Below are 13888 nucleotides of genomic sequence, written 5' to 3' on the forward strand. Positions count from 1 at the left end.
GGCCCCTATTCTAACCACCACAGGCGAGCGGGATCCAGCCAGGATCCTCACCTCTTTTGCAGCCTTGATCACTAACTGGCACTCTCGCACAAAGGCAAAGCCGCGTGATCATTAGGCAGGGGAGCAACGTACATGGCATGATGAAAGCCATTGACCATCAACCGGTTATCCCATGCTGACCCTGCGCAATCTCGGCAAGAGCTTCGATAACGGCAGCCAACGGCTGCCGCTGTTTCACCACCTTGATCTGACCCTGGCGGCCGGCGAGATCACCCTGCTGCTGGGGCAGAGCGGCTGCGGCAAGTCGACTCTGCTCAACCTCATCGCCGGCCTCCTCCCCCCGGATGAGGGGGAGATCTGGCTGGGGGAGACCCGCCTTGACAACCAGTCGGCGGACGAGCGGGCCCGCCTGCGCGGTCGCCATTTCGGCATCGTCTATCAGGACTTCAACCTGCTGCCGACCCTGACCGTGGCCGAGAACCTCGCCCTGCCCCTTGCCATCAACCAGCTTGCCCGCGATGAGACGCGCATTGACGGCCTGCTGGAGCGCCTCGATCTGGCCCACAAGCGCCACGCCTGGCCGGAGCAGCTCTCCGGCGGCCAGCGCCAGCGGGTGGCGCTGGCCCGCGCCCTCATTCACCAGCCCCAGTGGCTGCTCGCCGACGAGCCCACCGGCAGTCTCGATGAACACAACGCCGAGCAGGTGATGGCACTGATGATGGCGGCGGTGCGGGGCACCGGCGCCGGCCTCTTGCTGGTGAGCCACAACCCCGCCTATGGCGCCCTGGCGGATCGGGTGCTGCGCCTTGAGGGGGGCCAACTGGTCGAGCTCAAGGGGCGCCGCCATGACTGACGCCCGCCACGGAGGGCCGTGATGTTGCCGCTGCCGCTCAAGGCGCTGCTGCGCCTCTATCGCGCTCACCCCTGGCTGCTGCTGATGAGCCTGGTCGGCCTCACCCTCGGGGTCTCTTTGGTGGTGGCAATCGAGCTCTTGAACCACAGCGCCCGCACCAACTTTGTTGCCGCCCGCAGCCAGCTGGCGGGGGAAGCGAACTACCGGCTGGCGCCGGACGGCGGGCTGGACGAGCAGCTCTATGTGACGCTGGTGCGCAGCCAGCCGAACTTCGACGCCATGCCCCAGCTGCACGGCTGGCTGCAGGACGAGCAGGGGCGCAGTTTTCAGCTGCTGGGGATGGATCTGTTCAACCCCGGCCCCCTGCGCCGACTGTTTGGCGCTGCGCCGGACAAAGAGCCCACCTTCTCCCTCACCCGCGTCGACAGCGTCTGGCTGGCTGCCCCCGAGGCCAAGCGCCTTGGCTGGCAAACAGGCCAGAGCCGGCGCTTCGTGCTGGGTGGCGGTGAAGGGGCGCCGCCCCGCCCGCTGACCCTCACCCTGGCCGGCACCTTCGAGCCCGGCGCCGTGCCCATGGAGCGGCTGCTGGTGACCGACATCGGCCTCGCCCAGCCGCTGCTGGGCAAGGAAGGGCGGCTCGATCGCATCGTCTTCAAACTCAGCGAGCAAGAGGCCACGGCCTTGCAGACGGCCCTGCAATCCTATGCTCACCATCAGCCCCTCTGGCTTGAGCCCATCAGCCCGGCGCTCGATGCCAGCCAGCTCGGCGATGCGCTGGCTCTGAACCTCACTGCCCTCTCCCTGCTCGCCATGGCGGTGGGATTGTTTTTGGTGTTCAACGCCCAGCGCTTCGTGCAGAGCGTACGCCGCCCCCAGCTGGCCCAGCTCATCATCCTCGGCATGCCGCCACGCCGGCTGCTGCGCTGGCTGACCCTGGAGATCCTGATCCTCGCCAGCATCGGCACCCTGCTCGGGCTGCTGCTGGGGAGCCTCCTGGCCCTCGCCCTGATGGGGCAGCTCACCCAGGCGCTGGCCGATCTCTATGGCCCCAACCCCATCGATCTGCTACGCCTCTCCCCCGCCAGCCTTGGCAAGGCGCTGGTGATCGGCCTTCTCGGCACGCTCGCCGCCAACCTGCCCGGCTGGTGGCAACTGCTGCGCCAATCCCCCTTGAGCTGCGAGAGGGCAACAGTCGCCCGCCGGCCCATCCCTGGCAACGTCGGGGGCTCGCCATCGTCATCTTGCTGCTCTGTGCGCTTTGTCTGTGGCGGCCAGAAACCGGGCTGGGCGGCGCCCTCTTCGTGGCCGGTGGCTGGCTGCTGGCCATGGCGCTCGCCCTGCCCGATGTGCTGCGCGCCGTGCTGGGCAGGCTGCGCCGACGCGAGCGCGGCCCCCTCAGCGCCCGGCTCGGGGTAGCCGAAACCCTCTATCACCTGGATCGCACCGCCATCGCGGTGATGGCGCTGCAACTGGCCATCGCCGCGGCCATCGGCATCGGGGTCATGGTGTCGAGCTTTCGCTCGAGCGTGGAGATCTGGCTCGGCCAGCGCCTGGCCGCCGATCTCTACGTCACCGCCCCCAAGGGGGTGGCCGGCAGCAAGGGCACCCTGAGCGAGCAGACCCTCACCACCATCCTCGCCGCGCCGGATGTGCGCGCCGCCTCGCGCCGCTCGGTGCACCCGGCCCACTGGCAGGGGCAGCCCATCGAGTGGGCGCAGATGGACTTTATCCCCGAGCTCAAAGCCGCCTATCCGCTGCTGGCCGGACGCTGGCCCGCCACCCCCGACGAGGTGCTGGCGAGCGAACCGCTGACGGTGCGCCTCGGGGTCAAGGTGGGCCAGCGCCTCGAGGTGAGCGGCGAGCAGGGGCCGCGAACGCTCACCGTCACCGGCGTCTATCAGGATTACGGCAGCGACAAGGGGCAGATACTGCACGCCTTCGAAGGGGGCAAGGTGCAATCCCTGGCCCTCTTCAGCCCGCACGTTGATCGCCTCGCCGATCGCCTGCGGGCCCAGTTTGGCGAGCGGGTGAACCTGTTGCCCGCCCCCGCCATCCACGCCGCCGCCCTCAGGGTGTTCGACCAGACCTTCGTGGTGACCGAGCTATTGAAGTTGCTGATCCTGGGGATCGCGTTCGTCGGCATCGGCTCGGCCTTCATGGTACTGGGGCTGGCCCGGCGCGGCGAGTTGCAGACCCTGCAAAGTCTTGGATTGAGCCCGCGCCACTGCCGCCGGCTGCTGGTGTGGCAAGGGGCGGGCCTCGGGCTGCTCACCGCGCTGCTGGCCCTGCCGGTGGGCTATGGCCTTGCCTGGGTGCTGATTGAGGTGGTCAACCCTCGTGCCTTCGGCTGGCGGCTGACCTTCGAGGCCGCCCCCTTGCACGCCGTCACGGCGCTCCTGCTCGCCCCCGTCTGTGGCGCGCTCGCCTCCTGGTACGCCGCAAGGAGAGTGGTATGAAATATTGGTTAGCGCACTGGCTCAGCAATGGCTTGACGTTCCCATTGACTACATCTCTGCCACCGCCCTTGATTCAGCGCAGAGAAGCGCACAGAGCTGCCGCGAACCATCCCCTCTCCCTTCGGGAGAGGGCCAGGGTGAGGGGAATCTTGTCCTCTTGGCTCGCAACCCTCTTGATCCCGCTTGTTGCCATAAGCGGCAACGTGCAGGCCAGCGATCTGGGGAGCATCCTTGGCGGCGGCAATGATCACTTCAAAAAGGCCCTGCCGGGTCAGTCCATCAACCTGCCCGCGGATCACGCTGCCCACCCCGACTACCGCTCCGAGTGGTGGTATCTCACCGGCAACCTGAAAGACGAGCAGGGGCGCGGCTACGGCATGCAGTGGACCCTGTTTCGCCAAGGCATCGAGCAGGAGATAACATCCGACAACCCCTGGCTCACGCCCCAGCTCTGGCTGGCTCAGTTCGCCATCACGGATGTGAGCAAAGGTAGCCACCAGCAGGACGAGCGCACCAGCCGCCAGGGGCCAGGGCTCGCCGGTGCCAGCGGCGGTCAGTATTGGCTCAAAGAGTGGGTGCTGGCTTCTCAAGGGGAATCGCTTTTTCCCGCCACCCTCAAGGTGCAAAGCAAAGCGGGAGATCTTGATTTGCAGGTGGGCGCCGCCAAGCCGGCGGTACTGCAGGGCAAAGCGGGTTACAGCGAGAAGAGCCCGGGCAACGCCTCTTTCTACTACTCCTACCCGCGCCTGACCATCAGCGGCACCCTGACCCTGGATGGCGAGATCCGCAACGTCAGCGGTGAGGGCTGGTTTGATCACGAGTGGAGCAGCTCGGTATTGGCCCAGTGGCAATCGGGCTGGGACTGGTTTTCGCTGCAATTTGAAGATGGCCGCGAGCTGATGCTGTTTCGCCTGCGCACCAAATCGGGCCACACTGAGCCGGAGAACCGCTACGGCATCCTGATTGAACGAGACGGCAGCAGCCGGGTATTAAGCCCAGATCGCATCCGCCTCACCCCCGGCAAGACCTGGCGCGGCCCCAAGGGGCAACCCTACCCCATCGAGTGGCAGCTTAAGGCCGGGGATCTCAACCTCCGCATTCAGGCTCGACAGCCCGATCAGGCCATGACGGGGCGCTTTGACTACTGGGAAGGGGCGGTCTTAGTCTCGGGAGATGCCAAAGGCGTTGGCTATCTGGAGATGACGGGGTATTGAGATATTCGGAAATGAGTTTGTTCACCTGATTTCTGAATGGCTTTCTCTTACCATATTTAATAGATTGAAAATAAAGGGTTTTTATTCTCAGGCAAAATAGCAGAGATCCACCGCATGCAAAGTGTCAGATCTTGCAGTTGATACTTATATAGAGAGTGTTGAATATCTATCGGCAATCAGAAAAGTCTTCATTCCTTTAATTTCATCAGTGTACTTGATGGCAAGTTAAGTCGTCCATCCGGTCTCTTCGAAATTAAAAATAGCATCATTACTACAAATTATAGGATGATAATATGGGAAGTTTAACCATAGTGAATGCTCTGGGTGTTGATGTAGAAATTATCGAAGCAAGCCCTTACCAATTCATGGCGCTGACCATCAAAAATGGCCAGTCAGCAGTGGCAAAGGTTTCAACCGATTTTGAACAATTCAAATTAAAAATAGGAGTGCTGAAAAATGTATACTCCTATGACCTTAATAAAGGTCATTGGTATGGTGGTGATGGTAATGAACACTACCCTAACCCAAACAGTAAAGTGAATATAATTTTGACTGGCGATCGTGGCAGTTATATTGAGACCAGCTATAACTATGCCCCTGATAATACCGACACCATGTGCAAGTATGCGTCAGATACCAAAGCATTGGATAAAGTCTAAATTCTCCCCTGACACATTTTAAGATTATGCCAATCAGACCCTAGGCAACCCCAGGGTCTGATTGATAACACAAGATGGTCAGTATTTCTCGCCCACCATCATCAGGCCATGTTGTTCGGGGAAGCCCATCACCAGGGTCGTCTTGCGGGTTTCCGGCATCTCGAATGCGGCGACGTAGGCCGTTGCCCCCTCTTTGGCCTTGCCCAGACCCAGCATCCACTTGTTCTCAAGCGGGCTGAGATCGCTTGACGCCTTGAAGCTGCACTTGCCAAACCCGCTCAGGTTTAACTTGCTGAGCCCCTTGCCAGACTCTGCACTGCCCTTGCCGGTCAGGGTACAGCCCGCCTTGGGAAATTCGATCTCCAGAGTCAGGGAGCCGCCATTGTTGGTGCTGCGGATCATCCCCACCATGGCATCGCCAAAGCCGGCGTCCTCTGCCACCCGCCAGCTGTCGCTGGTGATCGTCCGGGTGGCGAGCTTGCTCACGGCAAGGTGGCCGCTCCAGTCGCGATAGAGGGCGGTGCTCTGATCCGGATCCCGGAACTGGGTGCCGGTACGGCTGAAGTCAAAGGTCCAGCGCTTGACCTCCTTGCCAGCCAGATCGGTTACCGCTTTGTCTTGAAAACTGATCAGGTTGTGGTCGTTGCTCTGGGCATCGAGCCGCTTGCCCCGCACCGAGGTGCGCTCCAGCAGCACCGGATAGATGCCATCCTTGTTCTCTTTCTGGGCGGCCTGCCCCATCCATTGCGAAGAGGTAATCGACTTGCCGTCATTCTCGACCCAGACGCCCCAGCGCTGCTCACCATCCCCCTTGGGGTAGACCAGCGCCAATCCCTCCACTCCCTTGATCATCTTGAGCGGCCCCTGATCGCCATCGCGGCTGAGCAGGTTCGCCTCATAGACGCCGGCATCGGGCAACGGCAGCGGCGCGCGCTTGGCGATGCTGTTGGCCGCCTTCTCGCTGTCGCAGGCGGACAGGGCAGCGGTGCAGGCGATGGCCAGCATGGCTTTGTGGTGCATTCTCATGACTCTTGTTCCTTGCAATTGCTTTGTTATGTGAGGTGCATTCAATCGCCGCTGAATTTACTGGAGGAAGGGTTCGTCGGTCGACGCAAGATCTGTAACCAGCTGTTACAAGGCATTGATGAGCAAGAGATAACATATGACTTGGTTGACCGGGCGGTGCAGCAACAAGAAGAGAAGCCATCTCCCCTCCCCCATTTCTCTCGACCTTTCCATGTCAAAATCTGACCGCCATCAAGATTTCATTCAAATCCCACGAACTGGTTGTGTTTTAACTCAACAAAGTTAGCCGACGTTTGATAACCTACTCATCAGCTCCAAAGGCAGCCAGGGAACAACCATGATTTTTCCCACATCAATTCGGCTAATAGCAGCAAAATGAAAGCTGTGATCCGTGTGGTAGAATTTCCGGATGCAAGGTCATCAATTATCGGTGCACATTACATAAATTATATAGTAACCAATACATAGTTTTAGAATCATGAAATTATATACTTTAATTTATTGACTTAATCAAAAAGCACTAATAACAGAGAATAAATATGAACATATTAGAAAATTTACTACGTAGTCTTAATTCGGATATGGTTAATACTGTTTTTTTACTCAGCATGCTGGCCGTATTCGCTCTCGGGCTCAGATTCGCCAAAAAGGGAACACAGGTAGAATTCGTAAATTATGTGCCTACATTGTTAACCACCACAGGTATTTTTGGTACCTTTTTGGGCATTGTAATGGGTCTTCTCGACTTTAATCAAAATGATATTGAGGCTAGCATCCCCCCCTTCTGGAAGGCCTAAAGACTGCCTTCATAACCAGCTTAGCGGGCATTCTTTTCTCACTTGTCTTCAAGACCTTATCAACGCTTTCCTTTCTCAAAGCAAAACTGGTCGAAGAAAGTATTACTCATGCTACCCCAGAGGCAATTCTAGGAGCAATGCAAGCTCAGGTAATCGAAATAATAGCGCTAAAAGAAGCAATGACAGGTAATGAAGAATCGACATTATTTGGCCAACTGAAAATTCTGCGTGGAGATATTAATGATAATGCCAAGCTGTCTTTGAACAGTTCTATTACTCAAGCCGAGAAAAACCAACATAACTTTGAGGCATTTTCTGAGAAATTATGGCTGAAGCTGCAAGACTTCGCGGATACCTTGTCCAAATCTGCTACTGAGCAAGTAATCGAAGCTCTCAAGCAGGTTATTGTTGATTTCAATAACAAAGTCACTGAACAATTTGGTGAAAACTTTAAGCATTTCAATGAAGCTGTTCACAAGTTGGTTGAGTGGCAGGAGAACTACAAGCAGCAGTTGGATCAAATGCAACAACAATATGCACGTGGTGTTGAATCCATTACTGCCACTGAGGCTTCGGTCGCCCATATCAGTGAGCAGAGCAAAATCATTCCTAAATCCATGAGTGATTTAAAAAATGTCATGGAAGTGAACCAGCATCAACTCGCTGAGCTGGAACGCCACCTTGAAGCATTTCAAATAATGCGTGACAAAGCTGTCGAAGCTGTACCACAAATCCAACAGCAGGTACAGGCGACTGTTAATGATATATCTGCGGCAGTTATTACGGCCAGTGAGCATTATAAACAGTTACTATCTGAATCCGATGAGTACATCAGAGCTCACGTTAATACCTCCAATGCCCTGCTAGAAAAATTTGCGACTGAGACAGAAAGGGGGATCACTCATGTTGGTGAGAGGCTGAAAGAAAGCTCTGAACGTATTAGTAAAGATGTTGAAGTAGCAGCCAACGAATTCACTGATAACACGTCTCGAACCAATGAGGCATTACAAACCAGCTCCGACTATTTACAGGCTCAAACTGATATCATCAAGCAACATCTACAAGATGCGGTAAGCGACCTTAATAGTGTGATGCGCGACATGATTGAAAAAATGGTTATCGATGCAAAAGATATGACCTCGACTATGAAAGAGGCCAACCAAAATTTGGTAGTCGATACCGTACAAGTACGCGATACCGTCATTCAGTCTGCGGAAAAACTTCAGCTGAGATTGAATAAAGTGATTGATGAAGCTGCTACCCAGCAGATCAATCAAGCCAAACGCACATTCGATGCAATGGAGGCTCAAGTTAAACAACAAGTTGGTTTTACAGCCGAAGCTGTTGACTCCCAACTGAAACTAATTGACTCTGCAATGCAGCAAGAAATAAACCGAGTAATGAACGAGATGGGGCAAGCTCTGGCGCAAGTCAGTGGTAAGTTTGTTGAAGATTACATCAGGTTGACCCAGGCAATGAATGACGTTGTGAGTAAGCGAGTAGCATAATGGACAAGTTCTTTGGAACCAGTAATTCAACCCAGGAGAACGGCGAACATTGGCTGACCGTTTCTGACCTAATGGCCGGCCTGATGATGGTATTCTTGTTCATTGCCATCGTTTTCATGATGAATACTCAGAAAAAAAATGACAAAATCAAGGATGTCGCTGTAGCTTATCAACAGAATCAAGTAGCTATCTATGAGGCGCTACAGACAGAATTTAAAAATGATCTCAACAAGTGGGGCGCAACCATAGAGAAAGAAACTCTAGCATTTAACTTTCAGTCTCCTGACGTCTTGTTTGCTAACAATGAGACAACCCTTAGTGACGCATACAAAAATATTTTGAATGACTTTTTCCCTAGATATATAGATGTACTGAGACCTTATCGCGAGTCTCTCAATGAAATTAGAATTGAAGGTCATACATCAAGCGCAGGGCTTAGAGGTTCAAGCGAAAGCCAAGCTTACTTCTATAACATGCGCCTTTCTCAGGGACGAACCCGTGCTGTGTTGGAATACGCTTATGGATTGATGCCTGATGAAACAAGCTGGATCAAAGCCAATATAGCAGCTGTGGGTTTTTCTTCTTCTCGTTTGATCATGAAAGATGGAGTGGAGGATGCGGCACAATCTCGTCGTGTTTCATTTAGAGCAATAACTAATGCCGATATTCAAATCAAGCGAATATTGGAGAATAATTAAGTGAAACTGAACGTTGATCTCAGTGCATTGCATCGGGCAGTTGCACCTCTTGGCAAGATAGTAACAGGTTTTTCAATAAAGAGCCTATCCGGAGAGTGGATAGATATCGGGGAGCACCTGAAAAGTGGGATGATTTTAGGAAAAGACATCCAGCTGGATGATATTGATGGCAGCGAAGGCATACTTCATTACAATGGTCATCAGGTTATGTTGTACATTCCAGACCAAGGTGCCTTTATTAATCAGGTTCTTGCTGATGGTAAGCAAAGAGGAGCAAAGCGAGTACACGTTGCAGAGTGTAAAACAATAATAGGTATGCGTGAACGTGGAAGATTCAATGACAGATATGATGTTATCAATCGAATGGATGGTTTTTTTCCAGTATTCGGTTCTGAATACCACTCACATGAAAACATTACAGGCGAGGCCGAACTTGCTGTATGCCAGAATTGTCTTGCACTCCTTAATCACAAGAATTTTTCAAATCTCAGCTGGGGAGATAAGGCTAAATTGGTTGATGATTTTTCATATGCTAATTTTTTCGAAACCTACAGTTCATATTTTAAGTCTTTACCCAAGTCCACTGTAGTACTACAGTCAGGTAGTTATGCACCCAATTGGCCGGAAATTTCATCGAAGCTAAGAAATGAGTTGGACTATACCTGTGAGCAATGCGGGGTTAATCTTACCAAGCAAACTAAATTATTGCATGTCCATCACATCAATGGAAATAAAGCTGACAATAGCAGAAAAAACTTGCGAGCATTATGTGCGGACTGCCATAAAAAGCAACCACACCACGGTCATTTATATGTAAGTAATGAGGATACTTTGAAAATTAATGAGTGTCGACGTGAACAACATAAGTTTGACGTATTTAATTATGACAACATAGTGAAATGCACTGATTCAGCCTTGGAAGGGTTGGTATTAAAATGTCAAACCTCCGCTCTTCCTGGTCCGGAGCTTGGTATAGTCATCAATGATGGTGGGAAATTTATTTCAATGGATCTTTGCTGGCCTAGACGAAAGGTCGCCGTGTTGATAAATATGACGACCTCTCACGTGTTGAGAAAACATGGCTGGAGTGTTTTTTCTGCATTTGATGCATTAAGTAATTTCCCTGAATTCCAAGCAAAAATAAGATAACTGTAAACGTGGTCTCAAGCCAAGAGAAGCACCCACTTACATATCCATCCAGTAACCCCCGGCCGAATATATTCGGCCGGGGGGAGGTATTTATTTTGCCGCCTGATCCACCAGATAGAGGATGCTGTGATAGGGAATGCCGGCGTGCTGGCTCAGTCCCATCTCGCAGGTGCGGCTGTTGCTGAAGCCCTGACGGCAATCGCTGGGTACTTGGGCGGGCAGGCTGGCAAGCGCCGCGGCGTTGAGCTCCGGGATCATCAGCCCCTTGTCGCCGGCAAAGCCGCAGCACTGGATATGCTCAGGCACGATCACCTCCCGGGCGCAGGCGCGGGCCAGCGCCAGCATCTTATCCCCCAACCCCATGCGCCGGCTGCTGCAGGTGATATGGATCATCACTGTCTCATCGATGGGGGTCAGCTCAAGGTGGGGCAGCAGGTATTCGAGCACAAAGGTAGCGGGCTCAAACACCCGAAGGCCCTTGCCAAGCGCCCCCGAGAGCAGTCGCTGCACGCAGGGGCTGGTGTCGAGCAGCACGGGCCAGCGCCCCTGCTCGCTTGCCTGCCACAATACCTCAGCCAGCTCAGTACGCTTGGCTGCGGCCACCTCGACCATCCCCTTGCTGTCATAGGGCATGCCGCAACAGAGCTCCTCAATGCCTTGCGGCACTATCACCCGGCAGCCCGCCTTCTTGAGCAGAGATAACACCACGTCCGGCAGTGACGGGGCCTCCTCCTGCTGGCCGAACACCCGGCTGGCGCAGGATGGCAGATAGACCACAGCGCGCTCGCGTGAACCGTCATTGCTCCCCTCCCCTTGCGGCCACCGGTAGCGGCTCGGCCCCGGCAGGGTGGGCAGCCAGGCGGGTGTGCGCTGGCCGCTCAGATGGCGAACCCCGTTCACCAATCCTGCCAGCGCTTTGTCTCCCAATAGCTTGCCGGCAATCCCTTTGAGGCCCAGCGCACTGCGGGCCGTGCGGGTAACGCCGGCGAAGTGCTCGGCGCTCCAGCGGGCGATGGGCACGAAGCGCTGGTACTTTTCGCTGCGCAGCTTCTTGATCAGGCTGCCGGTGTTGATGCCCACCGGGCAGCGATCGGCGCACAGCCCGGTGGCGGCACAGGTCTCAATCCCCTGATAGTCAAACAGCCGGGCAAGATCCCCTGCCACTTCACCGCTGCGACCACGGCGTGACAGCTCCCGATAGAGCACGATGCGCTGGCGCGGCGACAGTGACAGGGTGCGCGAGGGGCAGACCGCCTCGCAGAAGCCGCACTCGATGCACGGATCCACGATGGCATCGCTCGCCGGCATGGGCTTGAGGTGGGCCAGGTGGGCCTTGGGGTCGTCGTTGATGATGACGCCGGGATTGAGCAGGTTATCGGGGTCCAGCAGCGCCTTGATGCGGCGCATCAGCGCCATCCCCTCCGGCCCCCATTCCAGCTCTACATAGGGGGCCATGTTGCGGCCGGTGCCGTGCTCGGCCTTGAGGGACCCGCCAAAGCGCACGGCGACCAGCTCGGCCACCGCATCCATAAAGGCGCCGTAGCGGGCCACCTGGGCCGGATCCTCGAACCCCTGGGTAAAGACGAAGTGCAGGTTTCCCTCCAGCGCGTGGCCAAAGATGATGGCTTCACCGTATTCGAAGCGATCGAACAGGGCTTGCAGCCCCGCCACCCCTTCGGCCAGACGCTCGATGGGAAAGGCGACATCCTCGATGATGACGGTGGTGCCGGTGGTGCGCACCGCCCCCACCGCCGGGAAGAGCCCCTTGCGAATGGCCCAGAGGCTGGCGCTGTCGCCGGTAAAGGGCACCGAGGCGACCTGGGCGAACTCGGCGGCCATGGCCGTCACCTGCTCGCAGCGATCCACCAACTCTTCCTTCGACTCCCCATGCACCTCCACAAGCAGGGCGCAGGCGGCCAGATCCAGCGTCTTGATAAAGTCCGGCAGGCCGGGCTTGCCCGCCACCGAGCGAAGGGAGCGCCCATCCATCAGCTCCACCGCCGCCACTGGCGCAGCTTTGAGCCGCGAGGTGGCCAGACAGGCCTGCTCGGCGTCCCGAAACACCAGCAGGGCTGAGGCCTTGTGGGGGTATTCGGGCACGGTGTCGAGCACCACCTCGGCGATAAAGCCGAGGGTCCCCTCCGAGCCAATCATCAGGTGGGTGAGGATATCGACGGGGTCCTCATGGTCGAGCAGGGCATTGATGGCGTAGCCGGTGGTGTTCTTGAGCCGGTACTTGTGGCGGATCTTGGCGGCAAGCTCGGCATTCGCCAGCACCTCGGCACGCAGGGCGGCAAGCCCCGTGAGCAGCTCCGGGCGCCTGGCCGCAAAGGCGGCGCGGCTCTGGGGGTCGCCGCTCTCCAGCACGGTGCCATCGGCCAGCAGCAAGGTCATGGCGTGCAGGGTGTGATAGCTGTTGTGGGCGGTGCCGCAGCACATGCCGCTCGCGTTGTTGGCGGCGATGCCACCCAGCTTGCAGGCGTTGATGGAGGCAGGATCCGGCCCAATCTTGCGCCCCAGAGGCGCCAGATAGCGGTTGGCATCGGCGCCGATCACCCCGGGTTGCAGGGCGATGCGCGCCCCCTCGTCCAGAATGCGGTGGCCGCGCCAGCTGTCGGTCAGGGTGATGAGCACCGAATCGCTCAGGGCCTGGCCCGAGAGGCTGGTGCCGGCGGCGCGAAAGGTACACGGCAGGCCCAATTCGCGGCACACCGACAGCACGAAGCGCACTTCATCGAGGGAGTCGAGGCGCACGATGCGCTCGGGCACCAGCCGGTAGAAGCTGGCGTCCGTGCCATGGGCGAGGCGCAGATCCGGGTCGCTCACCAGCCGCTCCGGCGAGATGCGCGAGAGTACGGCGGCGTCAAATTCATTCCAGCGCATCAGCAATCCTCCACCAGCACCACCAGCAGGCGGCTCGGGCCGTGGGCGCCGTAGGCCAGGGTCTGCTGGATGTCGGCGGTCTTGGAGGGGCCGGAGACCAGCAACAGATTGGTGGGCATGGCCTGCTGCCAGCGCCCGGCCGCCACCAGCCCCGCCAGGTTGTCGGCGATGGTGGAAGCCGCCAGCAGGGCGATATGGCAGGGGGGCACAAGCGAAATAGTGCGCGGCTCGCCGCCATCGGGCAGCAACACCAGGGTGCCGGTATCGGCGATGGCCCCCGCGCAATGGGTGATGCCCGCCTGACAGGCGTCGAACAGATCGTCCTTCCAGCTCGCGAACTCGCCAGAGGGGGTCAGCACAGAGCGCCCGGCGCAGGCGGCCAGAGTGGCCTCCTGCCAGCGGCCGCCCTGGCCACATGCCAGGCTCGTCACTCCCTCTTCATCCAGCCAGGCGCTCAGTTCGCGGGCAAGGGTCGCCTCCTTGACGGTCAGGATCTCGGCGTGGCTGGCGGTGATCCCGGCGAGGAAGCGCTCGCGCCGCACCTGATCATCCTCCCCACGCCAGGGCTGCCAGCCATGGGGGGCGTGGGCCATGGGGGTGGCGGCACCGCGCAGGCGATTCAAGATAGCCTCTTTGCTCGACATC

General features: G+C 57.2%; 10 protein-coding genes and 1 pseudogene. 8 read left to right on the forward strand and 3 right to left on the reverse strand.

The window, feature by feature from the left end:
* Positions 1-172: 172 nt before the first annotated feature.
* The 4 genes and pseudogenes from ACPDZI_RS12455 to ACPDZI_RS12470 all read left to right on the forward strand — a co-directional run bounded on the left by ACPDZI_RS12455 (position 173) and on the right by ACPDZI_RS12470 (position 5182).
* On the forward strand, positions 173-853 hold the full coding sequence (locus tag ACPDZI_RS12455) for an ABC transporter ATP-binding protein (RefSeq protein WP_438833224.1): 681 nt from the start codon (positions 173-175) through the stop codon (positions 851-853).
* 21 nt (positions 854-874) lie between these two features.
* Positions 875-3309 (forward strand): annotated as a pseudogene (locus ACPDZI_RS12460) (FtsX-like permease family protein).
* Between the two features lie 173 nt (positions 3310-3482).
* Positions 3483-4523 (forward strand): lipocalin-like domain-containing protein, encoded by a 1041-nt coding sequence (locus tag ACPDZI_RS12465; protein ID WP_438834573.1) that lies wholly within the window; start codon positions 3483-3485, stop codon positions 4521-4523.
* Positions 4524-4816: 293 nt separating this feature from the next.
* Positions 4817-5182, forward strand: a complete 366-nt coding sequence (locus ACPDZI_RS12470) for a hypothetical protein (protein ID WP_076360947.1) — start codon at positions 4817-4819, stop codon at positions 5180-5182.
* A gap of 78 nt (positions 5183-5260) precedes the next feature.
* Here the strand turns inward: ACPDZI_RS12470 and ACPDZI_RS12475 are convergent, their stop codons facing one another.
* A complete protein-coding gene (locus ACPDZI_RS12475; RefSeq protein ID WP_438834574.1) occupies positions 5261-6202 on the reverse strand; it encodes a hypothetical protein in 942 nt (313 codons plus the stop codon).
* 545 nt (positions 6203-6747) lie between these two features.
* Here ACPDZI_RS12475 and ACPDZI_RS12480 point away from each other — a divergent pair.
* The 4 genes from ACPDZI_RS12480 (at position 6748) to ACPDZI_RS12495 (ending at position 10360) form a co-directional block, all read left to right on the forward strand.
* Entirely contained in the window at positions 6748-7005 is a 258-nt protein-coding gene (locus tag ACPDZI_RS12480) for a hypothetical protein (protein WP_438833225.1), read from the forward strand.
* Between the two features lie 137 nt (positions 7006-7142).
* Positions 7143-8513 carry a hypothetical protein gene (locus ACPDZI_RS12485; RefSeq protein WP_438833226.1) on the forward strand — a complete coding sequence of 457 codons (1371 nt, stop codon included), beginning with the start codon at positions 7143-7145 and terminating at the stop codon, positions 8511-8513.
* Entirely contained in the window at positions 8513-9211 is a 699-nt protein-coding gene (locus ACPDZI_RS12490; RefSeq protein ID WP_438833227.1) for an OmpA/MotB family protein, read from the forward strand. Before ACPDZI_RS12485 ends, ACPDZI_RS12490 begins: the two co-directional genes overlap by 1 nt.
* Positions 9212-10360, forward strand: a complete 1149-nt coding sequence (locus tag ACPDZI_RS12495) for an HNH endonuclease (protein WP_438833228.1) — start codon at positions 9212-9214, stop codon at positions 10358-10360. It begins immediately after the preceding gene.
* A gap of 90 nt (positions 10361-10450) precedes the next feature.
* Here ACPDZI_RS12495 and ACPDZI_RS12500 read toward each other — a convergent pair whose 3' ends face one another.
* Both ACPDZI_RS12500 and ACPDZI_RS12505 read right to left on the reverse strand, forming a co-directional pair.
* Positions 10451-13243, reverse strand: a complete 2793-nt coding sequence (locus ACPDZI_RS12500; RefSeq protein ID WP_438833229.1) for an FAD-binding and (Fe-S)-binding domain-containing protein — start codon at positions 13241-13243, stop codon at positions 10451-10453.
* Positions 13243-13887 carry a LutC/YkgG family protein gene (locus tag ACPDZI_RS12505; protein WP_438833230.1) on the reverse strand — a complete coding sequence of 215 codons (645 nt, stop codon included), beginning with the start codon at positions 13885-13887 and terminating at the stop codon, positions 13243-13245. The genes ACPDZI_RS12500 and ACPDZI_RS12505 overlap by 1 nt, the downstream gene beginning before the upstream one ends.
* Between the last annotated feature and the right edge of the window lies 1 nt (position 13888).

The organism is Aeromonas oralensis (genome assembly GCF_049665575.1).
GTDB classification, from domain to species: Bacteria; Pseudomonadota; Gammaproteobacteria; order Enterobacterales; family Aeromonadaceae; genus Aeromonas; species Aeromonas hydrophila.